Annotated in this window: 26 protein-coding genes and 3 pseudogenes; 12 read left to right on the top strand and 17 right to left on the bottom strand. The window is 34.5% G+C overall.

All coding sequences use genetic code 11. The annotated features are described in order from the left end of the window. Window positions 1-177 precede the first annotated feature (177 nt). From CHB81_RS24835 to CHB81_RS24825, 3 genes are all read right to left on the bottom strand, one after another. The gene (locus CHB81_RS24835; RefSeq protein ID WP_089354510.1) at window positions 178-450 is read right to left on the bottom strand and encodes a hypothetical protein; all 273 of its coding nucleotides are present in this window, start codon (window positions 448-450) and stop codon (window positions 178-180) included. 161 nt (window positions 451-611) lie between these two features. Then, the gene (locus CHB81_RS27290) at window positions 612-1,403 is read right to left on the bottom strand and encodes an RHS repeat-associated core domain-containing protein (protein WP_369597387.1); all 792 of its coding nucleotides are present in this window, start codon (window positions 1,401-1,403) and stop codon (window positions 612-614) included. A gap of 356 nt (window positions 1,404-1,759) precedes the next feature. Continuing rightward, a complete protein-coding gene (locus tag CHB81_RS24825) occupies window positions 1,760-2,425 on the bottom strand; it encodes an IS6 family transposase (RefSeq protein ID WP_089354509.1) in 666 nt (221 codons plus the stop codon). 331 nt (window positions 2,426-2,756) lie between these two features. Between CHB81_RS24825 and CHB81_RS24820 the strand changes: the two genes are divergently transcribed. Together CHB81_RS24820 and CHB81_RS24815 are read left to right on the top strand one after the other, a co-directional pair. Continuing rightward, the gene (locus tag CHB81_RS24820; protein ID WP_089354508.1) at window positions 2,757-4,034 is read left to right on the top strand and encodes a glycosyl hydrolase family 18 protein; all 1,278 of its coding nucleotides are present in this window, start codon (window positions 2,757-2,759) and stop codon (window positions 4,032-4,034) included. Window positions 4,035-4,354: 320 nt separating this feature from the next. After that, window positions 4,355-4,642: a hypothetical protein gene (locus tag CHB81_RS24815; RefSeq protein ID WP_089354507.1), complete on the top strand. Its 288-nt coding sequence runs from the start codon at window positions 4,355-4,357 to the stop codon at window positions 4,640-4,642. Between the two features lie 130 nt (window positions 4,643-4,772). On the opposite strand, the gene CHB81_RS26990 is transcribed toward CHB81_RS24815, so the two are convergent. The 4 genes and pseudogenes from CHB81_RS26990 to CHB81_RS24800 all read right to left on the bottom strand — a co-directional run bounded on the left by CHB81_RS26990 (window position 4,773) and on the right by CHB81_RS24800 (window position 6,634). Beyond that, window positions 4,773-4,916, bottom strand: a complete 144-nt coding sequence (locus tag CHB81_RS26990) for a hypothetical protein (RefSeq protein ID WP_176427579.1) — start codon at window positions 4,914-4,916, stop codon at window positions 4,773-4,775. A gap of 147 nt (window positions 4,917-5,063) precedes the next feature. After that, window positions 5,064-5,390, bottom strand: coding sequence for a hypothetical protein (locus tag CHB81_RS24810; protein WP_089354506.1), 327 nt, complete (start codon window positions 5,388-5,390; stop codon window positions 5,064-5,066). Between the two features lie 39 nt (window positions 5,391-5,429). Further along, window positions 5,430-6,095 (bottom strand): annotated as a pseudogene (locus CHB81_RS24805) (IS6 family transposase). Between the two features lie 347 nt (window positions 6,096-6,442). Continuing rightward, entirely contained in the window at window positions 6,443-6,634 is a 192-nt protein-coding gene (locus CHB81_RS24800) for a cold-shock protein (RefSeq protein ID WP_089354505.1), read from the bottom strand. A gap of 648 nt (window positions 6,635-7,282) precedes the next feature. On the opposite strand from CHB81_RS24800, the gene CHB81_RS24795 reads away from it, so the two are divergent. After that, on the top strand, window positions 7,283-7,519 hold the full coding sequence (locus CHB81_RS24795; RefSeq protein WP_089354504.1) for a hypothetical protein: 237 nt from the start codon (window positions 7,283-7,285) through the stop codon (window positions 7,517-7,519). 258 nt (window positions 7,520-7,777) lie between these two features. Here the strand turns inward: CHB81_RS24795 and CHB81_RS24785 are convergent, their stop codons facing one another. From CHB81_RS24785 to xseA, 3 genes are all read right to left on the bottom strand, one after another. After that, entirely contained in the window at window positions 7,778-8,026 is a 249-nt protein-coding gene (locus CHB81_RS24785) for a hypothetical protein (RefSeq protein ID WP_089354502.1), read from the bottom strand. Window positions 8,027-8,129: 103 nt separating this feature from the next. Further along, on the bottom strand, window positions 8,130-8,336 hold the full coding sequence (xseB, locus tag CHB81_RS24780) for an exodeoxyribonuclease VII small subunit (RefSeq protein ID WP_089354501.1): 207 nt from the start codon (window positions 8,334-8,336) through the stop codon (window positions 8,130-8,132). Beyond that, window positions 8,314-9,750 carry an exodeoxyribonuclease VII large subunit gene (gene xseA / locus CHB81_RS24775; protein ID WP_089354500.1) on the bottom strand — a complete coding sequence of 479 codons (1,437 nt, stop codon included), beginning with the start codon at window positions 9,748-9,750 and terminating at the stop codon, window positions 8,314-8,316. Before xseA ends, xseB begins: the two co-directional genes overlap by 23 nt. A 422-nt stretch (window positions 9,751-10,172) precedes the next feature. On the opposite strand from xseA, the gene CHB81_RS24770 reads away from it, so the two are divergent. Continuing rightward, window positions 10,173-10,601 carry a hypothetical protein gene (locus CHB81_RS24770; protein WP_141130456.1) on the top strand — a complete coding sequence of 143 codons (429 nt, stop codon included), beginning with the start codon at window positions 10,173-10,175 and terminating at the stop codon, window positions 10,599-10,601. A gap of 526 nt (window positions 10,602-11,127) precedes the next feature. Here the strand turns inward: CHB81_RS24770 and CHB81_RS24765 are convergent. The 3 genes from CHB81_RS24765 to CHB81_RS24755 all read right to left on the bottom strand — a co-directional run bounded on the left by CHB81_RS24765 (window position 11,128) and on the right by CHB81_RS24755 (window position 15,141). Then, on the bottom strand, window positions 11,128-13,662 hold the full coding sequence (locus tag CHB81_RS24765) for a carboxypeptidase-like regulatory domain-containing protein (protein ID WP_089354498.1): 2,535 nt from the start codon (window positions 13,660-13,662) through the stop codon (window positions 11,128-11,130). Beyond that, the gene (locus CHB81_RS24760; RefSeq protein ID WP_089354497.1) at window positions 13,649-14,563 is read right to left on the bottom strand and encodes a FecR family protein; all 915 of its coding nucleotides are present in this window, start codon (window positions 14,561-14,563) and stop codon (window positions 13,649-13,651) included. The genes CHB81_RS24765 and CHB81_RS24760 overlap by 14 nt, the downstream gene beginning before the upstream one ends. A gap of 62 nt (window positions 14,564-14,625) precedes the next feature. Next, entirely contained in the window at window positions 14,626-15,141 is a 516-nt protein-coding gene (locus CHB81_RS24755) for an RNA polymerase sigma factor (RefSeq protein WP_089354496.1), read from the bottom strand. A 258-nt stretch (window positions 15,142-15,399) separates the two neighbouring features. Here CHB81_RS24755 and CHB81_RS24750 point away from each other — a divergent pair, with 258 nt between their 5' ends. The 6 genes from CHB81_RS24750 to CHB81_RS24725 all read left to right on the top strand — a co-directional run bounded on the left by CHB81_RS24750 (window position 15,400) and on the right by CHB81_RS24725 (window position 19,968). Further along, window positions 15,400-16,443: a hypothetical protein gene (locus CHB81_RS24750; RefSeq protein ID WP_089354495.1), complete on the top strand. Its 1,044-nt coding sequence runs from the start codon at window positions 15,400-15,402 to the stop codon at window positions 16,441-16,443. Between the two features lie 80 nt (window positions 16,444-16,523). After that, window positions 16,524-17,297, top strand: coding sequence for a membrane metalloprotease (locus tag CHB81_RS24745; RefSeq protein ID WP_089354494.1), 774 nt, complete (start codon window positions 16,524-16,526; stop codon window positions 17,295-17,297). 35 nt (window positions 17,298-17,332) lie between these two features. Next, window positions 17,333-17,914, top strand: coding sequence for a porin family protein (locus tag CHB81_RS24740; protein WP_089354493.1), 582 nt, complete (start codon window positions 17,333-17,335; stop codon window positions 17,912-17,914). A 159-nt stretch (window positions 17,915-18,073) separates the two neighbouring features. Further along, entirely contained in the window at window positions 18,074-18,526 is a 453-nt protein-coding gene (locus CHB81_RS24735) for a response regulator (RefSeq protein ID WP_089354492.1), read from the top strand. A 166-nt stretch (window positions 18,527-18,692) separates the two neighbouring features. Next, window positions 18,693-19,025 carry a YegP family protein gene (locus tag CHB81_RS24730; protein ID WP_089354491.1) on the top strand — a complete coding sequence of 111 codons (333 nt, stop codon included), beginning with the start codon at window positions 18,693-18,695 and terminating at the stop codon, window positions 19,023-19,025. 595 nt (window positions 19,026-19,620) lie between these two features. After that, on the top strand, window positions 19,621-19,968 hold the full coding sequence (locus CHB81_RS24725; protein ID WP_254921275.1) for a secretion protein: 348 nt from the start codon (window positions 19,621-19,623) through the stop codon (window positions 19,966-19,968). A 132-nt stretch (window positions 19,969-20,100) separates the two neighbouring features. Here the strand turns inward: CHB81_RS24725 and CHB81_RS24720 are convergent. Next, window positions 20,101-20,724: pseudogene (locus CHB81_RS24720) on the bottom strand (IS6 family transposase). Window positions 20,725-20,917: 193 nt separating this feature from the next. Then, entirely contained in the window at window positions 20,918-21,499 is a 582-nt protein-coding gene (locus CHB81_RS24715; RefSeq protein ID WP_089354489.1) for a Crp/Fnr family transcriptional regulator, read from the bottom strand. A 213-nt stretch (window positions 21,500-21,712) separates the two neighbouring features. Between CHB81_RS24715 and CHB81_RS24710 the strand changes: the two genes are divergently transcribed. Beyond that, the gene (locus CHB81_RS24710; RefSeq protein WP_089354488.1) at window positions 21,713-22,447 is read left to right on the top strand and encodes an SDR family oxidoreductase; all 735 of its coding nucleotides are present in this window, start codon (window positions 21,713-21,715) and stop codon (window positions 22,445-22,447) included. A 503-nt stretch (window positions 22,448-22,950) separates the two neighbouring features. Here CHB81_RS24710 and CHB81_RS27240 read toward each other — a convergent pair. Together CHB81_RS27240 and CHB81_RS24700 are read right to left on the bottom strand one after the other, a co-directional pair. After that, window positions 22,951-23,124 (bottom strand): annotated as a pseudogene (locus CHB81_RS27240) (IS6 family transposase); the annotation flags it as partial. Between the two features lie 89 nt (window positions 23,125-23,213). Then, on the bottom strand, window positions 23,214-23,540 hold the full coding sequence (locus tag CHB81_RS24700; protein WP_089354487.1) for a helix-turn-helix domain-containing protein: 327 nt from the start codon (window positions 23,538-23,540) through the stop codon (window positions 23,214-23,216). Between the two features lie 627 nt (window positions 23,541-24,167). Between CHB81_RS24700 and CHB81_RS24690 the strand changes: the two genes are divergently transcribed. After that, the gene (locus CHB81_RS24690; RefSeq protein WP_089354485.1) at window positions 24,168-25,337 is read left to right on the top strand and encodes a TlpA disulfide reductase family protein; all 1,170 of its coding nucleotides are present in this window, start codon (window positions 24,168-24,170) and stop codon (window positions 25,335-25,337) included. The last annotated feature ends 215 nt before the right edge of the window (window positions 25,338-25,552 follow it).

Raw genomic sequence — 25,552 nt, 5'->3', positions numbered from 1 at the left:
GTCGTCTCTTTTACTATTCAAAAATTACAAATCTGTATTCTCTTTCAGGTAGTTAAATTGCTAATATGTAAAAACACCTAATCTAATACACTACCGATAGAATTATTAACCACCAACACATCTGATACATTACCCTAATCTGAATCACTATCCTACCATCGTTTTATATTATCTCATTTAAAATGTAATAGAATTGTCATTTAGAATCTTTTGCAAACGCAAAATTTCTGTTACTAAATCAGGCATTTTATTTCTTGCCATTGCAATAAAATCTTGGTCGTTATTCTTAATATTAATAAATTCTATATCATAATCCCTATCACTTTCCTCTCCTGTCATAATAAAACTTGAGCCACTCTCATGGTCTCTACCTTCTATAAATGATTTCCAAGGTGCTTTTGTGGCCTCATTACAAATATTTATTATCTCGTTAAGTTTTAATGCTTCCATTTAAATTATTTTTTTGGGTTTTTAATAGTTGGTGCGAAAAGATTTTCTGCTTGCTGTGGAGTTATGCCTGATAATGTAGAATGGAAAGGATTATTTGTTGTTGGAGATGGAGTGACCTCCCCGCCAATAGCTCTAACTTCTCCTACTGTTGTTACACCTACTTAACCATTTCTGATAGTACCTGATAAGGATTCTAATGAAGCACCATTGGCACTATTAACAGATACACCATCTAAAACACCATTTGACACTGTTACTCCAGAACCGTTTTCAAATTGGCATCCTAAGCATGTTCCTCCTCTAACAACATTTGCTTCATTCGCTAAATTAGATGCCGTCGCTCCTCCTCCTTCAGCTGCTACTGTACTTGCTTCAGCTGATGCTCCTCCAACTTTAGCCACTTTATGTGTCAATATAACAGCAGCAACATTAGCGGCAACTGCGCCTACAGCCTCAGGGTCACCTCCTGAAGCTTTTTTTACTGTTTGTACTATCGCTTTTGCCCCGCTAGTTTCATAAAGTTGATTCAAATACTCTTTACCTGCTGCTTTTGCACCGCCTTTTTGATAAGCACTCGCAACTTGTCTAGTTGTATTTATTCCACCACGAATACTAGTATATGTACTTGTAAGAGCTCCAACTACCATACTCCCTGCAGTTTTCACAAAACTCTTGGCAAACATAGTGCCCCATCCTGGAGTTATGGGAAACATCCCATCTGGGTCGATAAAATACACTGGATTATCCATTGCATAATTATATGGTGACCATCTTCGTCCTTGCTCGGCAAGTGGGTCAATGTTCATCCATCTTCCTAAAGCAGGGTCATAATTACGTGCTCCATAGTCGTACATGTTAAGCCCCAGCTCGTCCTGCAATTCTTTTCCGTTATACTTGAACTTATAAGGTTTTACAAATTTTCCTTTATGGTAATTAGTATACTTTACCTGTATTAGTGAGATTCAAAGAACTTGCTTTTCATTACGAAAATAGAGGTAGTTTATTAAATAACCTAATCATAGTAGGATTAAAATCTAATTATGAAGAATGAAAAAGCCTATCATTCTCATGATAGGCTAAAAAAAGGGTAATTGTTTAATTTCTTAACTTTGTGCTTAACAAATTATAAAACAACTATTATGCAAAATGAATTCAATCCTTCGCAGGAAATCAAAAGCTTTTTATTGACTTATAAAGACGAATCTTATTTAAAAAGACCTTCAATTTACTATTTGGAAAATTATGCTGACAAACTTCGGTTCTGTCGCATCTGTCAGAATCAAATATAAGAATTGAAGTAATTTAAAAGTTAACCCGCCAATTTACAGAATGATTTAAACATACTTGTACCTGGTTCAATCATCTGATTCTTTCTTAGCATATGCACTGCTTCAATTCCCCCCAATGTTCGTCTTGCCGATTCAAAGCTTTTAAAGCCTAATCCATTTTGTATTCGCCACTTGATAAAACGATGATCCTGTTCAATAATATTATTGAGGTATTTACACTGTCGGATCTCAATCTTTGAGAACGAACGCTTGTTATAGACTTTGATAGCGGCAGTATTAGAACCACTTTTATCAATATTTATTACTCTTGGCCTGTAGTTATTACTAATTGCTTTAATTAGAAATGACCAAGCACTCATTCTCTGTCTTTTTCTGGTCAAAAGAAAGTCTACTGTATTGCCCAATTTATCTACCGCTCGATATAAATAACACCAAATACCTTTTACTTTGATATAGGTCTCATCCAATCTCCAACTCGCCCCCACTCTGCCTTTTCTCTTCTTCATCTCTGACTCAAGCAAAGGTGTAAACTTATAAACCCAGCGCTGAATAGTAGCATGATCAACAGAAACTCCTCGCATTTTCATGATCTCTTCAACATCCCGATAGCTTAATGTAAACCTAAGCTTAAAATATACGGCCTGCAGTATAATAGACTTCGGATAGCAATGACCTTTAGTATTCATGAGTTTAAGAATTTAAAAAGGCAAAGATAAAACTTAGCTTTAGATGCGACAGAACCCTTCTTTAAAAAGCAATTCTAAAATTCGGTTTTTTAAAAATCCATAAGACAAATTTGTGTTTATTTTATAATCTAATTTTGTGTTTTTGATTCTTAACCTTTAATTCTTCTTCTAAATCGTTTACAATAATTGACTGCATCTTATTCCAAGATTATGCTTACTCATACATTAGAAAATCGTACTCATGACATTTTTTGCATTATAAAAGCCTATTAGTTGGTATTTTTAATAAAGAAATTAAAAACTAGGTAGAAAACTCTAAAATTCTAATCACATGAAAAGCAAAAAAAACTTTACCGGCGCCATCGGTGCGTGGCTGACTAATGAGCTACATCCAGCAAACGCGACCTACAGCTCACCCAACAGCAATTTTAGTTCTATTAAGCTCAACGGGATATACAGCACCCTTGATTACCTGAGCATCGGCTGGTTTGGCGTGGATATGAGTAACCCTAGCAGTCCCACCCTGCAAACCAGTAACACATATCTTGCACAACAGGTTTTAGATGCCCGTGCACAAAACCCGGACATCACCATATTTGCTTTACTGGCCTATACCCAAGAAATCACCAACGATCTGCAAACGATCATCAACAACCCCGCCCTGCTGACCACTTTTGCGACCAATGTTGCCAACTTTCTGGCTACCAATGACCTCAATGGTTTCGACATTGATTGGGAACAGCCCACGAGCCAACTCTCTCATAAGCAATGTGGCCACTGGCTCAACGCATTGGGTAAGGCTTTCGGGGATACCTATTATCTGGCCATTTCGGCGAGTTCTAACCAGTCCGGTAATGTCAACAACCTGAATGCGGATGCTGTGAATGCCAATGTGGATGTGTTCAATTTGCAAAGTTACTGGGTTAGCGATCCTAGCGTATTTATTGCACACGGCATCAATGCCGATCTATTGGGATTCGGTGCTTATTTAGAAAGTGGTGTCACTGCGCTTTATGCTTCTCAGCAATACGCTGCTGGGATTCAGTACCAGAGTAAGCAATACCCCTACCAAACTATGATGAGTTGGCGGCTTGATTCTTCCAACTGGCCTTTCGAGCAAAGTCAGCAACTATTGATGCGGCCATACCTGACCGGCCAACCGGATGTGGTTGTGTTCGACGATGGAGCCATCTTGAATGCGCAAACTACTCCTACTATTATGCAAAGTATCGTTATCCGTAGCGGAGATGTTGTGGATGCCATCCAATGTACCAATGCCAGCAGCGACGGCTCGTATGTGGTACAACTATTACAACACGGTGGTGATGGCGGCAATGGGAATAATCCGATCAATCTCACAAATGGCCTCACCGCTTTCAGTTACGTAACAGGCTACTGGTACGGACAAAATGTGGTAGTTCAAATCACCATCAACGGCACAAGTTATCCCGCCACCATTAATCCCAATGTAGTTGATCCACAAAATTTTCAGGTGACTGCTCCTGCGGGTAGAACTATTATTGCATTCAGTGGACAAACCTGTTATGTGAATTTGGCAGGCGGAGGTTTCAGTTGGGTATTATCGCAGATCAACGGAGTATTCGGTTAGTGATTTTTTTATTCCCTCTGGTGCTCGTATGCAACGAGTGCCTACATAATATTTAAAAGATAATTGTAGCGTTTGTAACGCGGGCTAATAAAAAAAGGCTCTTAATACGTTTTATTAAGTAGTAAGTATCTAAAAAGCCACATTGCAAACGCTTTGATTTAGTTTATACAAGTAAAAGGGTACTCGTTCAAAACAATCAACAGATTGAGTTTTTACAGGAAGTTATTTTTGTAGTTTAAATCAGCTATATTTACGTTCAAAATAATAAAAAATGGAGGTTTTGAGACAAACTGACGTTAGCGTATTTAAACTATTATATCTTGGAGAAATCATCCGTTTATTTTGACACCATACTGGGCAGGCTTGCCGGGAGTTACCCCGGGACCTGCACATTAGAAGAGCTGGCGGTACTTGTAATGCCTCCTTATAATATACTCAAGACATTTAAAGAGAATATTGCTGTCCAAAGGGAAAACCATGCAAAAATTTTAGATGCGCTACTGCTTTTGGATTATAAGAGGTATATCGTTCTGAATCCGGCTACAGACGAAAGTTCTATAACCCTAAAAGGCCTGATCAAAATCAATCGCATTGTATTTTGCAATTAACTTCTTTTAGAAAATTCAAAAAAAAGGAAAAACTCACAGCTGTTTATTTGGATTTTTAAGGCCCCTATATATCCTATATCAATGGGAATAAGCGCGGATTTCTTTTAAAAATAACAGGACCCCGATGTCATTATTTCACCGCACTAAGAAGAATAATGGTTCCCTCAAGGTCATGGCTGGAAATATAATCCAGCACGAAATCTTCCGCCTGTTTTTTATGATCGGGCGAAGTTGAAAATGAAATTTGAGTTGTCCTGAAAAAGGTTGACTCCATTTTTTTCGATTTAAGGCATTATAAAATAAAAAAACAGCCTAAAGGCTGTTTTAATTTTTAAGCGATATTAATATAAATATCTGGTTTTCTGTAAATGTTAGATGCAATAATTAACCACCAACACATCTGATACATTACCAAAAACACCTAATCTGAAACACTACCCAATTTCGTTAGTTTAAGACTTAATTCTGAAATAGATAAGCTCTTCGTAAATTTATTGTTATTATGATATTCTTTCTTTAATAAATCCCATCTATTTTTTTCAATTCCAAATACATTGTTATTAAAATCTAACAAATCATTTTCATCCATATAAAAAGTTGCAAGGATTTTTGAAAAATAATTCAAACAGTCTTTTTTAAATTTTATATCAATATTCTTACTTAAGAAAATTTCATCTAATAAATCTATTTCAAGATATTTATAAGTAAAACCAATCAATGAATAAAAAGAAAAAGGGTTTTGTCGCATCTGTCAGAATCAAATATAAGAATTTAAGTAATTTAAAATTTAGCCCACCAGTTTACAGAATGATTTAAACATAGTTATCCCTGGTCCAATCATCTGATTCTTTCTAAGCATATGCACAACTTCAATTCCACTCAAGGTTCTTTTGGCCGATTCAAAACTTTTAAAACCTAATCCGTTTTGTATGCGGCACTTGATAAAACGATGATCCTATTCAATAATATTATTGAGGTATTTACACTGTCGGATCTTAATCTTTGAGAACAAGCGCTTGTTATAGACTTTGATCGCTGCAGTATTAGAACCGCTTTTATCAATGTTTATTACTCTTGGCCGGCAATTATTACCAATTGCTTTAATTAGAAATGACTGAGCACTCATTCTTTGTCTTTTTCTGGTCAAAAGAAAGTCAATCGTATTGCCTAATTTATCTACTGCTCGATATAAATAACACCAAATACCTTTTACTTTGATATAGGTCTCATCCAATCTCCAACTAGACCCCACTCTGCCTTTTCTCTTCTTCATCTCTGTCTCAAGCAAAGGTGCAAACTTATAAACCCAACGCTGAATAGTGGCATGATCCACAATGACTCCTCTAATCTTCATTATTTCTTCAACATCCCTATAGCTTAGTGTAAATCTAAGCTTGAAATATACTGCTTGAAGAATTATCGATTTTGGATAACAATAACCTTTAGTATTCATCTTTTGATCGGTTTAAAATTCTAAAGATAAAAGTTATTCAAAGATGCGACAGAACCTTACTTTTTCAAATTAATCTTCAACTTTAGGTCTGAATGTGCAGTTCTCCAAAGACAAAAAGTGCTCTGTGGCAGCTCTAGCCCCGATTGCTTCGCCAGTTCGCTTCGCTCGTGTGCAGTGGAAATCCTTTTGTGCCGGGTTTCGGCGCAAAAGATTGAAGCGAATAGCGGGAATAGCTCCCAAAAAATAAATACTATAATATTCATAAAAAACAATATTACACTATTGACATAAAACAAAAAAGGCACCTGATTAGAGGTGCCTTTATAAAGTTAACTGTGAAGAGTATATTATGATACAACTACGTTTACTGCGTTTGGACCTTTACGGCCTTCTTCTACGTCATATCGTACTGCATCGTCTTGACGGATGTTTTCTGACAGACCTGAAGCATGAACAAAAACTTCGGCACCTCCATTATTAGGAGTTATGAATCCGAATCCTTTTTCTTCATTGAAAAATTTTACTGTACCTTCTTGCATTTTAATGTATTTAATTGCCCAAAGGTAGCTTTATTAAACCATAACTGACTGAATTTGAGTTTTTATTTTTATTTTTATTTACATTAAGGTATTCCAAAACAAAAAAATACAGATTTGCCTGAAACTTCTGCTGTTTTGTCAGCCCTAGCCCCGATTGCTTCGCCAGTTCGCTTCGCTCGTGTGCAGTGGAAATCCTTTTGTGCCGGTCCCGAGGCTTCGGGAGGCGCAAAAGATTGCAACGGATAGCGGGAAAAAGCTCCTAAAAAAAAAGATTAAACCTAAAAACTCAGTGATCAGCATTAGATACAACAAAAAATCACGACAAGGATAACCGTAATTCCCAAAACCAAATCAAAGACCCAAAAACCGCAGCCGAAAACAGCAGGCCCCTATGACCCGGAGAACCCTTATAAGGAACCCCAAAGCGACCCCAAAGACATAACCGGGAAGGACATAGAAAAGGACCTTATAGAGAATGCCCCTTCAAAGGGGGCTCAAACTGATTCTAAAAAGTAATAATAAATTCAGCATAGTAATTTAATGACTGCCAGTATAGTTGGAACAAAAGCAGAGAAGATAACTTAAATTTTAAGCCAACAAAACCCCTCACCCCTTGACAGGCCTGAACTTTTTAACTAATTTTGCCCCATGACCCCAGAAGAAATAAAACGCTATTTTGAAGCCACTCCCCCTCCGAAGGAAGTGGAGTTAAAGCCATGGGCTAAAATCACAGATTCCCAACTTTTCCTTAAAAGCTGTTTTCTCACTATATACCATTATAAAGGAGACCTTGAGATGTGCCCTGCCTGGTGGCATTTAAAAGAGTTCTATACACTTGTAAGACGAGTTTCAAAGGAAACTAAAAGCGAGAATCAAACGGAGTAAATTCGAAATTCCAGCTTTGCTTTATGCGCATCTGTATACTTACAAAAAAGTCATGGCCCTGCCCTAGCCACGATTGCTTCGCCAGTTCGCTGCGCACGGGTTCAACGTATAGCGGGAAGAGCTCCTGAAAAATAATATTAAAAGTCACTCTCACTACTTTTTTAATATCACATAGAAAATGAAAAAACGCCTCTTTCATTGAAAAGGGCGCTTTATTTGTAATGCTTTTTACCGGCTAATTAATTCAATTCCATACCTTTACTTAAAAATAGATATGCTGTCCTCAAGCTGCTCTCTGGCAATAAATGCAGTGATAAATTCTTGTACTTCACCAGCCGTTCCCATTTCAATATCAAAAGAATTGATATGAAATTCATCATCCTGATCCAAAATATGTATGATCTCTGTGTAGCCCTTTGAGATCAGACTTCCTTTTAATTTAATAATATTAGACTGCTGCCTGCCGTCCAGTTCTTTTCGAACCTTAAGCTTCATCCCCTTTTCCATTGCAATTAATTTAGATAATACTGATGCTGTTTGGTATCAAAAATAAAATTATTTACTGAATTCCAATTGAAGGTTCCATAAAATAAATCGATACTGTCATTAATTAGTTTTCAGGATTATCCATCCTGCTGATGATTTTGCTGACTTCCGCTTCTGTGTTTTTAAGTTTGGTCTGGCAGAACTCAATAAGCTCCGATGCCCTTTTGACTTTGGAAGCCAATTGGTCAACTGATATTTCTTCGTTTTCTATTTCTTTTGAAATGGCTGTCAGCTCGGACTTTGCCGCCTCATAGGTCAGTTTCTCTTCCATCATATTGTATTTTTTGTTTAACGGTACTTTTAAGTTTTGCGTCTTTCAGTATCACTTCTATCTCTTGCCCGGCCTCTATATTTTCGGCGTTACTGATAATTTTTTCATTTACCTTCACAATTGCATAACCTTTACGAAGGATATTATGCGGAGACATCATCTGAATGCTTTTCTCATGGTATTCCAAAGTAAGTCTCTCATGGCGAATATACTCACTCGTTGTATTCTTTATACTATTTTTTATATTCACTAAATCATTTTTTTTCTGCTGAAACAGTATTTTGGGACTTTGCGCCAGCTGATGTACAGCGAGGATAAGTGTCTTTTGATGACCATACAAAATAGCTCTTGAACTGCTGATAATTCGATGATTCGTTCGCGTCAGCTCTTCTCCGCGCATCTGTATCAGCTCCTTTGTGTTACGGGAAATGTCATTTTTGAGCTCGCTTAGTTCTTTGTAATGGAGATGAAAAAGTTGCTGTGATTTTATGATTATATTTTGCTGCAGGGAGAGGATTCCAAGCTCAAAACTGCGGTTATGAGCAATGATAAACTCAGCCGCCTTGGTTGGTGTTTTGGTATTCGTATGGGCCATCAGGTCCGCTATACTTACATTTTTCTGATGCCCTATGCCTGTTATGACCGGAATAGGAAACTTGGCCACTGCCCTTCCAATATTATAATTATCAAAAATCAAAAAATCAGACTGTGATCCTCCTCCCCTGTTAATTACAACAGCATCGTATGGGATTCCCGTATTATAGATCTCGATGAGTTTATTTAAGAATAGTTTTGCATTGTTATCTCCCTGCACAACGGTATAATAATCATCAATCTGGAAAACATACCCAAAATTATTATGTTGCATCGTATGGCGGAAATCCTCGTTCCCTGCCGAGCTGCTCGAAGATATCACAGCTACCTTTTGAATTACGGCAGGAAGCTGTAGTCTGCTGTTATACGTCGAGTAACCATCTCCTTCTTTTTGGATATAATCATTTTCTCTGACCAGGCGCTCAAGGGTAGCATTTCGCTGCTGCTCGAGTATGCCAAGCATAAAATTACTGTCTATATCCAGCACACTTACAGACAATCCATATAACGGATGATAATCCACGCTTACCTGCACCAGGACATGTAGGTTGTTGGTAAAGGTTTGTCCTGTATTTTTTTCAAACTCCTCAATACGAACTGCTCCCCCTCCCCATGATTTGCCCATCATCTTGGCGGTGATTGCGTTGCCGTTCTGCGCCTTCTCCACGAGCTCAAAATAATGAATCTTTTTATCGGCTTTAAAGGAATGATTGGTAATATCGGCCAGTATCCAGAAACGCTTTCCTTCAAAACGCGAACTAATCGTGTCATGAATCATATCGTTAAGCGCTGATAGTCTGATATACTGTTGGGGTTCCATTGATAGGGATTTCTTACTACCTGCTAAGGTACTAATATTAGGCCGGAATCTCAAAAAGGCTTAAAAAGGGCAGTTTCATCTTCATTCAAAACGGACTAAAAGGGCAGCTAAAGTAGTGCTCGCCGTCACTTGCATGCACATAACGGCTACCGCCGCCCTTCGGGACTTATAGTACTCCGGCTTCCTTATCCGGACACTCTACTTATGCTTTCTTTTTTCCCGTTTTTTCTGGAATATAGTATATTTTCTTCATAATTTTATGCTATAATTATTAGCAAACATAATAAGTGATTTTAACTAGCCAAATCGATTTAAAAATAGTATCCAATTTGGATTAGCTTTTTTTGTTCTAATTTAGAACAAGCGATTTAGATAAAAATGTTGCCATCTGTACTAATTTTGTCGATCTAAAATTGATGAAGGTGAAAACAGATGTCGAAAAAGCCGTAGAAGTTGATGCATATATATTGAAAGCATCAGGATTAGTAAAGGAAAAAAGAGGTTACAATGCACTGCTGAATTTGTTACAGTCAGGCATTTTAATGAATGACCGACTGGGTATGCCAGATACAATGGAACTATGTAAAGTTCTGATTCACTTAAAGTTTGATTATGAGTTTATTCCAAATGGTGTAAAGCTAAAGGATAACTCAAAGGTCAATTATTATAATAAAGTAATGTACCCACCCAAACCAGAAGTTAACACGGAAAGAATTTACCAAAATAAGCATGACCGTAGGCTAAGTGTTGGAAAAGAAGAAAGTGGAACACGGCATTGGGGTAATCAAATTATGGCAAGTAAAAAAGATTCAGAATATGGAATGGATACCTTTTTTGCCACAAAAAGCTAAGGCAGTAAGGTTAATTTTTTTCTAACTTGTTGACGTGTCTAGTTTTGTGGCATCATCGTGGCACAAATTATTTTAAAAAGTAAAATAGCAAAATCAAGAACTACAGCTACTAGGTTCGAATGTGCAGCCTTCCAAAATAAAGAGCAAATATCACTATTTGCTCTAAATCAATATTAACAAAAGGAAGTTGGTAAGTTAATCTTTAAATATTTTATGTAAATGCTTTGAATCCCAGCATAAATCAATGCAATTCAAATATAAAAAAAATGAAAGAAATAAACTACAAAAAAAATATTTTAATGTAGAAACCGCAAAAAGGCCAATCTTTCTGGCATTTTTTTTGCAAAAAAATGAAATTATATATTTTAGCAATGTTAATTCACTAAATAAAATTTAAATATTTGGAAGATTTAAATTTGTAACTATTGGTGTACTTAATAAAAAGTCCTGCCCTCTCATGCAGGGCTTTTTCCAAATTATCCTCTTCTAACGTATTGAAGGTTTGTAAAATTAAATGTCTTTCTAATTAAAAATTTACCCTAAAACTAATATTGGGTGTTAAACCCAGTGATTTGTTATCTACCTCGACAGCCTCATTGGAGTCCTTTGGATTAACTTTATAATAGCGATTAATAACATTATCCCGATTGGTAAGATTAATGACACCAACAGTTAGCAAAGCTGTAGTGGATGGTGAGAAATTAAAATTATAATTTAAAGAAGCATCCAAACGCATGAAATTATCCAGATTCTCACTATTGGGAGCATCATAATTTACCAGGGTTTTATTTCCGCTTTGTACCGTCGGATCACCATCAACCGGTTTGGTGTAAGGCTGACCGTTTCTCCACATGGCCCCGAGCGATATTTTTACATTTTTAAGAATCTCATAATAAAAACCAATCGATACAGAATGTCTGATATCGACATTGTTAGGAAAGACAGAAGGGGTAAGAGTATCAAACTCATAATTATTTGTACTAAAGGTATAACTCATCCAGACACTATATTGACGGGCTGTTTTATTGGCTAAAAATTCAAAGCCTTTGGCCGTATAACTTCCGCTGGCACTGGTAAACTGAAAGTTGTTATAGAAACCCTGGCTTGAGGCTGTTATGCCATCAACAAATTTATAAAATCCTGTCGCCTCAATATTTAGTTTGTTTTTATTGAATTCTACCCCAAAAGAGCCTTGTTTACTTGTGGCAATAGGCAAATCTTTATTGGTTACTAAAACCCAATGCCTTTTTTCGACACCCAAAAAATCATCTTCAAAATCCACAATTTGGGTTGTAGACTGATTTTTAAATTCCCCCTCTAATTTTAAAGCAAACTGCTCTGATAATTTTTGCCGAACATTTACCCTCGGTTCTATTAAAAACTTATCAAACTTTTGAAAGTAGTTAGCACGTAATCCCACTCTCAAATAGGTATTCTTTCTATTATATTGGGACTCAAAGAATAGGGCATGATTTAGTAAGACATCTTTTTTAGTGTTAACATAAGATGGCTTGTTAACAGCAGTTTGGTTCAGCATTCCTGTTTCATTATACTGATAACCTAGCAAAAAATTCAGGTTATCGTTACTTTTGTAATAGGTATTGAGTTTAGTTCCTGTTTCCAGTACTTCATTGGCTTCATTTAAGCGCTGATCTGTTTCTACCCTGTAATCAGTAGCATCAATATTATAGCGGGAAAGGTACGTTATTAAGTTTGTGCTTAGCTTTGAATTCCACTGTGCTTTCCAGTTTCCTCCATAACCAATATTTTTTTGGGATAAATTGCTGATTTTAGATTGGGTTTGACTTGAATTTGTCCGCCTTTCCGAGTAATCCAGAGCATTATTAATCCCGATAATATTGGCCCTGAACTGATGTTTTTCGTTCAAATCGAAAAGCAATTTAGCCGTATAATCATAAAAGTAGAAATCAGAAGAGGTGTCATACTGGTCGCTATCGGCATTGATTTCAGTATCCTGAAAACTACGGTCAAAATATTGGGTGTAGGTAGGAGATTCAACCACATCAGTAATGGAACGACGTCCTGAGATGTGAAATTCTAATTTTTTAGTTATTGGAATCTCTAAAAAAACATCAGCACTAATGCAGTTAATACCTGCACCACCTGAAAAGGTATTCGAAACCAAATCTTTTGTATACATATTGATAGTACTCGAAACACCATCACTGTATTCAGCACTTGTTCCATTTTTACTCACAACAACTTTATTGGTAAGATTGGGATTATAAGCGGATATCAAGCCAAAAAAATGGCCAGAATGATACATCTTAATATTGTCCCAGAGCACTAAATTCTGATCATTAGTCCCGCCGCGTACATTAATATTTGCGATACTTTCATTGGTACTTTCAACTCCGGGCAATATCTGAATGGACTGCAGGATATCAGGTTCTGTTAATCCGGGAAGGATACCGAATTTTTTAGTATTTAAAACCGTACTTCCATCGACATATTTTTGCAAACCGGGAGTCAAATAAACATTGATCAAAACCTGATTCAATTCCTCGTTTTTAGTAGTAAGAATTATCTCCCTGCAATTGTTTTGTGCAGCAAACAATTCTTTAGCAATAAGTTGTCTGGATTCAAAACCCACATAGGAAACAGTCACTGTGGCATTTATTGGAATATCCTGCATACTAAATTTACCGTTTTGATCTGTTATGGAGTGCCTGCCTATATCATCCACAAACACTGAGGCACCGGGCAGACCAGATTTAGTCTCGTCGGATAAAACGGTTCCACAAATGGCTATTGTTTTGTTTAGTACTGAAACGGTAACATACCGGTCGTCTAAAGCCTTAAAATTTAAAAGGGTTTTCGAGTTGAGGTACTCAATGGTCTGCTCTAATGTGAAAGAAGCATTCGGTTTCTCAATGGTCACCGCTGCCACATCTTCAACAGCATAGGAGAACTTAATATTAAACTGTTTTTCTATTGCAATAATAACCTCAGTTAAAGGTATTTTTTTGGCCGTATTTTGTCCATAACAAAAACTGCCAATACAAATCAATATATAAATCAGTCCTTTATTTGAGACCATAATTATAAAATATAATGGTTTTTCCCTCGATCCTGTAACTTAATTTAAGCGGGATAGTAACGGCTTGAAGTGCTATTTGTTCATTGGTATGGGTAAAACTTCCCGTGAAAAGTTTTGAGGTATCCACACCTTCTGTTTTTATTTTTATATCGTACTGGCGCTCCAGCTCTGCAATAACCTGATTGAGTGGTATTTTATCAAAACTAGACTCCTGCTCAAGCCAGGAAGGTTTTTTTGCATTAAAATCTTCAACGGCTTCAATGGTGCCATTTATAACCCTAAAGGTTTTTCCGGGTGGTAGTTTAACGGCTGTCTGCTTATAGGCAACACTTACCAGACCGTGATAACAAGTAACCTCAAAGTAGTTTTTGCGCTGTTTTACATTAAATTGCGTTCCCAAAACTTTTACTACACCCGCAGCAGTGTTGACACTAAAAGTCTGTCCTTTCTTTACCCTGAAAAAAGCTTCTCCCTCTAAAGTTAAATCTCTTTTAACTGCCCATTTTTTTTCGTTAAAACTTAATTTTGAGCCCGCATTCAATATTGCCTGAGAATGATCTGGCAATGTAATCGATTTTGTTTGCGCTATTGAAGTTTCAAATGATGTAATGTTATTGGAAAATAAGAAATAGGCAGAAGCAAGCACAATAGCCAGCACAGCTGCTACGCGGTAAAAAACTTTGTAGTTTAAAGTTCTTACTTTTGGTTTCTTTTTAGAATGATTTCTGGCTTCGAAAGCTTCCAGAGCAGCATGAATATCTACTTTTGGAGTCTCGAATTGCGATGCATAATGATTAATCTTTTCAAGTGTTTGTAAATCTTCCGATTGTTTTAAATCTTCAATTTCTTTACCTGAAAGCTCATTATTGAACCATTTTAATATTTCTTTTTCGTTTTTCATTTTATACCTCTGTGTTTATAAGACAATTAACTTTTAAATTACCCTATAGCTAAATCATTAAATTATATATTTTCTATCTGGGATTTTAATATTTGTAGTGCACCGGACATTCTTTTTTCTACCGTTTTTTGAGAAATGTCGAGTAGCTCCGCAATTTCCCTGTATTTTTTCCCCTCTATTCTATTCAATAAAAAAACTTCCCTTTGTACATCACTCAATGATGCAATTGCATTGGTGAGTTTAATCCTGAATTCTTCCTCTTCAAGCAAATAGTCAGGGCTTTGATTATGGATATCCAGATTAGGCGCATCTTTAGCGTACCTTAATACTACTTTTTGATGTTTTACTGTATTTAGAAATAAATTATTAATACTGGTAAACAAATACGTTTTGACTTTACTAAAGTCTATTTTAGAGCAATTTTCCCAAATTTTGGCAAACGCATCCTGCACCAGATCTAATGCAGTCTGGTCATCTCCACATTTGTAATAAGCAAAATTATTTGCTGATTGTACATGCGTTAAATAAAAGTCCCTAAAGTGATTTTCTTGGCAAAGTTTACTTTTCTTGTCGCTCATTGAGATATTAATTCTTTTTTTGTAGTTTGTAAATGTAAATTAATTTTTCAAAAATAGCTGAATTGATCGTAATTGCTTTTTTATGAAAATTTATCAAAATAATAAAATATTAACTATCAGTGAATTATGATTTTATTTGCAAAAAATTATATTTTTTTTAAATTTTTCATAGGGTAAAAATAATCCCGGTTGTCTTACCAATAGAAAGGCGCTAAAAACATCGCTGGTTACTATAAAAATATATAAAATTTTAAAATTATGAAAAAATTAAAAATTGTTACCGCAGTTGCATTGATGGCTATTTTAGGTTTTACATCATGCCAAAGTGAAATTGATAATGAACAGGGCGAAAATCCAAATACAAATTCAGCCAATTCAACTACAACAAGTAACCTTAAACGTACTTCTATGTATGACGGTTCCTTTGATGATTTTTTGGATGGAGCATCATGTTCTTCCATTTTGTTACCCGTTACCGCTAAAGTTAATGGAGTTCAGGTTTCTATCCTGAGCCAGGCAGATTACCAACAAGTTATTTCTATTTTGGGACAATTTAACGATGATCAGGATACTGTTGTATTACAATTTCCATTAAAAGTTAAATTAAGCAATTACAGTGAGGTTATTGTTAATAGTCAAACAGAATATAATGCGATTCTTACTGCCTGTACAGCAGCGGAAGTAGCGGGTCAGAACGCCGTTTCTTCTGTAAATATCAGCTTTCCCATTACAATTTTGACATTTGATTTAAGTTTTAAACAAACAGGAAACGTTGTTATTACATCAGAACAACAATTATTTACCTATATGTCTAATTTAAGCAGTACAGAATTATATTCTGTAAACTACCCAATATCAGCAACAATTGCAGATGGAAGCAAAGTAACGCTTTCCAGTGATGCTGAATTGCAAGCCACTATAAATGCAGCTGTAAAAACACAAGAAGCATTAACTCTGGCTGCTGAAAATGTTAAAAAAATAGAGCCTATTTTAGTTAATGGAAAATTTAAAGTAGAGTCCTTTGTAAAGGCAGGCGTAAACTCAGCGGTAAACTATAAAGATTTTACCATCGATTTTACAAATAATTTACTTGTAAAAGCTACAGATTTACTAAATACAACTGTCAATGGAACCTACGGGGTAAGCTCGGAATTAAATGTACTTCTACAACTGAATTTTTCAGGGAATGCTTCCTTTGCTTTGCTGAATAATACCTGGAAAGTAACCAATTTTACCGCTACAACCATCACCTTACAAAGCACAACTGATGCGGGGGCAACACTTGTACTGAAACAAATATAACTGGATTTTAACTGGTAGTTTATTGCGGACAGCGCTAATTTCGCTGTTCGTAATAAAATACATACTAATGAAAATAATAAATGAAAAAAACATTTTCTCTATTAACCATTATTTTGTTGCTCTCTGTTGGGTCTTGTTCAAAGGATGATAGCACAGACAATTCAGTTGCCCTAAGTACTAGTGCAAACAGACAGCAAACCGGAAGTTCTGCTAATGATTTACTATCAGATAAAAAATTTAAGAGTATGGTTATTGAAGTGGTGTATGTAACCGGTTTTGAACCCAGCAGTACAGCAATCAATAATTTTGTAAGTTTTATTACCGCAAGGACATACAAACCAAACGGTATCAGTGTTGTAAAACATGCTATACCAGCTCCGGGAAATGCATCTTACACCGATCAGGAGATCGTAAATATTGAAAATGCTAATCGTACAAAATACAACAATTCAGACCAAATAGCCCTTTGGGCATTTTTTGCAGACGGAAAATCTTCAAAAGACACTCAAACTTCACTTATTCTTGGAACGGCATACAGAAATACTTCTTTTGTTATTTTTGAACAAACTATTCAGAATCTAAGCGACAGTCCATTTGAACCCAACAGAAGTTTGCTGGAGACCACAGTAATTACCCATGAATTTGGTCATATTCTAGGGCTCACAAACCTTGGAACGTCCCTGCAAAGCAATCATGAAGACACAGAACATCCGAAACACTGCATTGAAAAAACATGCTTAATGTATTGGTCATCAGAATCTAATGCCGGTATTTCTAATATGCTTTCAGCAGGTACTGCCCCTGAGTTAGATGCGCAATGCATTGCGGACCTTCGTGCCAATGGAGGAAAATAAAAATTTAATAAATAAACAATTATAAAACCAAACAGATGAAAATAAAATTTTCAATAATAGCACTATTTTTTGGTGCCGTAACAACAATAAATGCACAGGACAACACTATTCCTAAATCCACTGCAGGAATAAAAGGAGGCTATAATTTGGCGGCGGTAAGTTTTGACGGAGATGGAGAAACCGGGCAACGACATGGTTTTCATATAGGAGTTTACGGTGAGTCTTTTATCAGCGAAAGCTTTTCTATACAACCTGAATTGCTATATTCTCAACAAGGATATAAAATAACAAATAGTAGCGGGACTTTTACCCAAAAGTTAGATTATATAAACTTGCCAATAATGCTTAAAGCCTACCCTTCTAAAAATTTCTTTTTGGAAGCCGGACCACAAGTTGGATTAGCCATATCACATAAAGAAGAATATGATGGGCTTTTCAGCAGTTCACAAGAATATGATCCCAATAGTTTTGATTGGGGATTAAACTTTGGAGCAGGATTTAAAACAAATTCCGGTATAACTTTATCGGCACGCTACCATTTAGGACTAGGGGATTTATATGATAAGGATAAAGCACAAAATAGGGTTTGGCAATTTTCTGTAGGTTTTGATTTATAAACTGGATATACCTTTTTACATTTTTACATTTTTATTTCTTAACTTAGACAGGAGTATTACTCTTGTTTTTCAATCAATTAACAGCTATCTATTTTAGATAAACCTTTGTCGCTTTCTAAATTCCTACCCTAGTATTAGTCTAATAAAAAAAAAATAGATATGACTCTACCGCTTCCCTATTCTCAAAAAAATATTTATTTGGCTGACGATGACGATGATGACCGTGAAATGTTTGCAGAAGCATTGTCTGAGATAGACAACACAGTAATTCTAACTCAAGCCCAGGACGGTCAGCAGTTGATGGATATACTTTACAAAGAGCCAAATCCTCTACCCGATATTATTTTCATGGATATCAACATGCCCAAACAGGATGGACTTAAATGTTTGGAAGAAATAAGAAATCAGTGTGGGAATTTGAAAGAATTATTTGTGATCATACTTTCCACCTCTAGTGATCCTCTAATTATAGATAAAGCTTTCGATCTTGGGGCGACATTTTATGCGGTAAAACCAAGTTCATTCGTTGATCTGAAATCATTTATTAAAGAGGTTTTACAAATAGACTGGTTTTCAATTGAAAAAAGCAATTTAAAGTTTCGATTAATTTAAGGTATTCTATTCAAGGGGCCAATAGTATGGTCCTTATAAACTAACTGTAATTTTATACAACACTTGCAAAGCATCCGGTTTTTTTGCCAAACTTTAAAAATGATGCACCATATTTAATTCCATTTTACAATTTTATAAATACAAACTAACTCAAACAAAAGCCTAAATGGGAAAATTTATTATTACCAAAAGAACCAACGGGGAATTCCAATTTAATTTAAAAGCCACAAATGGGCAAACTATTCTATCCAGCGAAGGTTATACAGCCAAATCCAATTGCATCAATGGGATAGACTCGGTAAAATTCAATTCACAGAATACTGCTAGATTCAATAAGAAAACATCGGGTAATGACAGGCCCTATTTCAATTTAAAAGCTGCAAATGGGCAAATTATCGGCACTAGCGAAATGTATGAAAGTTCCATTGCCAGAGATAAAGGAATTGAGTCTGTACAGTTAAATGCCCCTTTGGCAACAACAGAAGATCAAACTGCATAAGCTTATTCTTTTACTTTATACAAAGATAATGAGATACCTAGTATACCACTTCAAACAGACTTATAACTAAATTAAACAAAAAAGAGCAAGTATTTCACTACTCGCTCTTTTCCTTTCCTTTAAATTCTAGACATGATGTTATGAATAATTCTTAAAGGCTTATTTTGCGTTAATTTACACAGGCATATAAAATTTATTGAGTTCTGTTTTTGGTAAATGCAAGTAACGCATTATCAAAGATATACAAAAACAAATTACATTAAAGAATTAACTTACATAATTCTCTAAATTGGGGTAATACCTACTTTACAAGTTCTTCTATATCATCCTAATAGGTCTTCTATAGCTTCTTAGATGCATGGCCATAGGACTTACTACGATTTTTTATAAAAAATGACAGGAAAAACACCCAACTATTACATTTTGCAACATAAGTTTTAAGAAAAACACTAAAACATCTATAATTCAATAATTTACATAATTAAAAAACAAGTTTTTTTGCATAAAATCGAACTTCTTTTTTAGTTTTTCATCCCCAAATTTACCTGAATATCAAACAATTACAATATATATTATAAAGAGCTTAATTACTGCCTTGTTATTGATAGCGGTTTTGACTTATGAAGGTAAAAAAGGAGATTACATTTTAAACATAGCAACTACAAACGCAAAAATACTAAACTTTACTCTTGATGCTCTTAATACCTCGTCTTTCTCGATCTATGATCAAAACCACAATTTAATCTATACCAAACAAGCTATAGTCCACAAATTAGAGGTTTCAAAAACAATAAGTTTAGAAGGTCATCCCACTGGAACTTATGTCTTAGAAGTAAATGAGAATGGTAAAATCATCAAACACGAAATTAAAATAATTGCTAAAAAAGCAAAAACTCTTAGGATCGATGAATCTATGAATGAGAATCCATCTTTACGCCGTTAATTTTTTGCCCCTACAACTGAGAACAACTCATTTCTGAGTTTACTAAGAGCAACTCATTGAACTGCTTTTTTTTCTTACTGGGTTTTGTCGCATCTGTCAGAATCAAATATAAGAATTTAAGTAATTTAAAAGTTAGCCCACCGATTTACAGAATGATTTAAACATACTTGTACCTGGTTCAATCATCTGATTCTTTCTGGGCATATGCACAAATTCAATTCCGCCCAATGTTCGTCTTGCCGATTCAAAACTTTTAAAGCCTAATCCATTTTGTATTCGCCACTTGATAAAACGATGATCCTGTTCAATAATATTATTGAGATATTTACACTGTCGGATCTTAGTCTTTGAGAACGAACGTTTGTTATAGACTTTGATAGCGGCAGTATTAGAACCCCTTTTATCAATATTTATTACTCTTGGCTTGTAGTTATTACTAATTGCTTTAATTAGAAATGATCAAACACTCATTCTTTGTCTTTTTCTGGTCAAAAGAAAGTCAACCGTATTACCTGATTTATCTATTGCTCGATATAAATAACATCAAATACCTTTTACTTTGATATAGGTTTCATACAACCTCCAACTCGCCCCCACTCTGCCTTTTCTCTTCTTCATCTCTGACTCAAGCAAAGGTGCAAAATTATAAACCCAACGCTAGATCGTGGCATAATCCACAATCACTCCTCTAATCTTTATTATTTCTTCAACGTCACGATAGCTAAGTGTAAATCTTAATTTAAAATGCACTGCCATTTTCAAAAACTACACGAATTTATAAGTATTTATTATTTAAAATAAAATACTAGTTTTGGGTATAATTGATGTTAAAACCTGCTCGCTCATATTGAATCCAAGCCGAAACCTATATTTTTTAAAAACATCTCCAACTGAATTCCGAAGATTGATTTCTTAGTTTTTTTCATCATCCTTTTATGAGGTGACTATTTTACTTAATATTTCTTCGAATCCTGCTCAGAGATTGTGGTGTTATTTCAAGATATGCTGCAATATCACTTAGCGATACACGAGATGCAATATCAGACTGCTGCTCTATGAATTTTCGATATTTAGTTGTTGAATCCTGTCCCAGATAACTATTCCGGATCAGAATCTTGTCTAAAAGAGTTTGTTGAATAGTTTGTGCTATAATAGATTCAATGGCAGGAATCTTTAAATAGAGTACTTCCAGTTGTTTTTTTGAAATTCTAAAAACCTGGGTATTACAAGCTGCCTGGATGCTTTCTGTAGCAACTGTCCCATTCTTAAAATTGTTCAAAATGGTGCAAAATTGATTTTCTTTTAAAAAGAAGTGGGTAACATTATTACCGTTTTCATTTTGCACTAAAATTCTGAGGACACCCGAACTGATAAAGAATAATTCATCTGGTACATGCCCACAATAAAAAAGATAATCTCCTTCCTTATGGCTGCTTTCCATAAAATATTCTGAAATTAATTCTTTTTGATTTTCTTCAAATATATGATACTGCTGCAAAAAAGAAATGAGGTTGTTAGTGATGACTGGCATGTTGATCCAAATTAGTTAGGCAATCAAAATTATAACTTAATTTTGAATAATACCTGACAAAAAACCGATTCGTTTTTACCATTTGTTAAGTATCACAAGTTTTATTTTCAGGAGATTTGCAATCATAATTAAATAATGGGAATTGAGAAATATCGATAATGCCAATTGCTCTTTTTAATTATTACTAATCTCCGTTTATGTAAATTTAATTTTATGAATACAAATTTAAAAACCCTTTCGGGTAAGAAGATCATTTTATTGGGAGCCAGTTCCGGCATTGGATTAGCTACCGCTATCGCTGCTGCGCAAGAGGGAGCAAAAGTTATTATAGTGTCCAGTAACATGGATCGCATCAATAATGCTCTACGTCAGCTGCCTAAAAATTCAGAAGGCTTTGCGTTAGATTTAAGCAAGGAGAGTAATATCGGGAGCTTCTTTACGAAAATTGGAAATTTTGACCATCTGATTTATACAGCTGGTGAGAATCTTCAATTAAGCCTTATTAGTGAAACCGATATTGATACTACAAAATCTTTTTTTGACCTGCGTTTCTGGAGTGCTGTTGCGGCGGTAAAATATGCTACGCCTTTTATAAATCAGGGTGGTTCTATTTCCCTGACCAGCGGAACTGCCAATGCACGTCCGGGAGCGGGATGGTCAGTAGCTTCCGCCATATGCGGAGCCATCGAGGCTTTTGTAAGGGCTATGGCTGTTGAATTAGCACCTATTCGGGTTAATTGTGTAGTGCCGGGTGTTTTAAAAAGCAATTTGTGGGATACAATGCCCGAAGCCGATCGCGAGGATATGTATAGGTATTATGCAGATATTCTCCTCTTGAAAAGAGTGGGTGAAATTGAAGATGTTGCCGACGGATTCTTATATCTGATGAAACAGCAACACGGGACAGGACAAAGCCTGGTTATTGATGGTGGGACATTGTTAATATGAAGCAAAAAGTGAATTAAAAGCCAGTATCGGTTTTTTGTTGATAATAGCATAAAAAGAAGCCAAAACTAAAAATTCTAATTTCAAATAAGAAAAAGCTACCATTTTTTTAAACTTATAAAAAACAAAAAGAATACCCAACCGTATAGGATTAATTTTAATAATTTTCCATCAATCCCCGACAGGACATCCAAACCAGATTCATAAAGCCAATCAAAGACAGTACCCACATGTAGTAAGCCAATCTCTTCAAATCTTCCATAAAATTTATAGAAATTTGTCCCGTCGAGGTCACAAACAAGCCAAATGGCGCCAATTGAAGACAATTGGTGCCATTTTTTTATAACCTTACTTATTTTTATTAGTCAAAAGAGCCGGGCTCCTCAGCAGCCCTAGCCCCGATAGCAGTGAAATCCTTTTGTGCTGGGGGTCGGCACAAAAGATTGCTTCGCCAGTTCGCTGGAGCTCGGGTGGAACGAATAGCGGGAAGAGCTGCTAAAAATAGCTTCAATGAAAGGTATAAACTTATAAACCCAACGCTGAATAGTGGCATGATCCGCAATGACTCCTCTAATCTTCATTAGTTCTTCAACATCCCGGTAACTAAGTGTAAATCTTAGTTTGAAATATACTGCCTGAAGAATTATGTATTTTGGATAACAATGACCTTTCGTATTCATGAGTTTAAGAATTTAAAAAAGCAAAGTTAAAACGTAGCTAAATGCGACAGAACCAATTCGTTTATATATCTAATTAAAATCCAATAAAACTATTTTTCAAGATCTTTTATTTTATTCTTTAAAAATGCATTTTCTTTTTCTAAAGATTCTATATATATAGATTTTGATTTCAATTCAATTTGAATTTGACTATCATTTGTTATATCTGAAATCGCATTATTAACAAATGGTTGATAAATTTCATCTAAATTGACATTTAAAACATTTGCAATTTTGGTCCATTCATTTAATGTAATTTCTTTTTTTCCATTCTCTCTTCTACTATAATTGCATTGAGTCATTCCTATTAAATCAGCCAATGTTTCTTGAGACAATCCTTTATTTAATCTTGCATTTTTTAAATGTAATTTCGACACTTGTTTTTTTTCTTACAAAGAAAAATATTTTTTCTCTATTTATCCCTAAAGAACTTAATAAAACTACTGATTATAATTATTATTTTTCTGAAAAAATCAACAAAATAGTAAGTAAAAGAAAAGAATACTCTCACTATTATTATAATCAAATAATAACATATTTCAATATAAGATAGCTTAATTCGCATAAAATCGCATAATGTTTTTGTTCTACTCCTCTTATATTTGAAATAAATATCTTATATTTTTACTATTATAAAATTAAGTCGACGTGATTTTTATTGTAAGACAACATGAGAGATTTATTTTGAATTTTAAGAATTTTTATAAACAACAAAAAATTGGAAAATGAAAAAAATTGAAAAAATTAGTCTTGTAAATTTGAAGAATTTGTCAAGAAATCAAATGAGAAGTATAATGGCTGGTAGTGCCGGAGATTGTGAACTACCTAATGTCAGATGTGGTCTCAATGGCGAAGGAAGATGCGATGTCTCAAGTAACGACTGTGTTTGCAATGTAGGTGGACGAGTTGCTTCTGATTCACATTGCAAAGTTTAAATAATCATTTAGAGAGGTTTTATAAATATTAAAACCTCTTTATTTTATCCAAAGACAACATAAAAATTTATGAAAAAAATATTTATTTTCCTGGCAGCATTAGCTTGTAATTATTCTTTTAGCCAATATAAATTTGTGTTAGAAGGGAAAGTTCAGGATTCAACAAAGAAAAAAATCTATCTGGAAATCCGAGATGATTATTCTTTAAATGAATATGTGAAAATTGATTCTTGCATTATTCAAAAAGGTTCATTTCAATTTTCAGGAGAATTAAATAAAAAATCAGAAATTGCAAATTTGTTTTTTATAGATGAAAGTAAAATTCGATCTGATCCAGATAAATTTCGTTTTATTCTGGATAACGGAATCAATGTTATAAATGTAGATTTTCCAAAAGTTCATTCTACAAGTTTGTTTTCAAATGCAAAACGTCCGGTGTCTGTCTCTAATGACCTTTATAACAAACTAAATTATCTATATGAGAATTACTTTGAAAAATATGCTTCAAATGTAAAAACTTGGGACCCAAAAAAACCTGAAGAAATTTCAATGGTAAAGATGCTGGACAATCCTGAAATTACTGTTAAATTAAGAAAAGAACAATTACAAATAGTAAAAAACTATTCTAATTCATTTTATTCATTAATTTTTTTATATGAATCATTACATTATAGGCCTTATATCAAATCTCCTTCTTTATTAGTAGAAATATTCAACAATCTTAATGAATCTATTAAAAACACCCCTTTAGGAAATGAATTTATTAAAGAATGTTTACATATTATGAAAGTTGAAAAAGAAACAAGTACTCAGCATCAAGTTCCAATCTTTAAAATTAAAACAGATAAAGAAGATACATTTACCAATGCTTCATTATTAGGCAAGCCATATATTATTGCATTTTCTGCAACGTGGTGCACTCCATGCAAAAAAATGGAGCCTAAATTGAAATCATTTTATAATAATTATAAAGATAAAGGTCTTGAAGTGATCTATTTTAATTTTGATGACAACGATAAAAAGTGGAAAGAGCACATCTTCAAAAATCAATTAGATTGGATAAACGTTTCTGATGGCTTGAAAGCAGGATCCAGTCCCATTATTAAACAGTTCAATATTATAGGCATTCCACAGTATATTGTAGTTGATAAAAATGGAACGATAATTTATAATTCTACTGACCCTAGTGACAGCAACTTTTTAATGCTTGAAAGCTACATTTTAAAAGCAATCCAATGATTTTAATATCCTGGATAAAATAAAACAAAAAAGCACTTTCAAATATAGAGACAGTATTATAAAATACTAACCTCTATAAAACTCTTGAGATGAATTAAAGAATGAATTGCTCAAAATTGGATTAAAAATTAAAGCAAAAATACTTACCAGTCTACACTATCAAAATTAAAAAAATACAATTGAAATGCCAAATAAAAATGCTTTTTACTAATTCA

The sequence above is a fragment of the Flavobacterium sp. ov086 genome (assembly GCF_900187965.1).
Lineage (GTDB): Bacteria > Bacteroidota > Bacteroidia > Flavobacteriales > Flavobacteriaceae > Flavobacterium.
The sequence above is the reverse complement of the archived record's forward strand: the minus strand, read 5'-3'. Positions and strand labels throughout refer to the sequence as shown.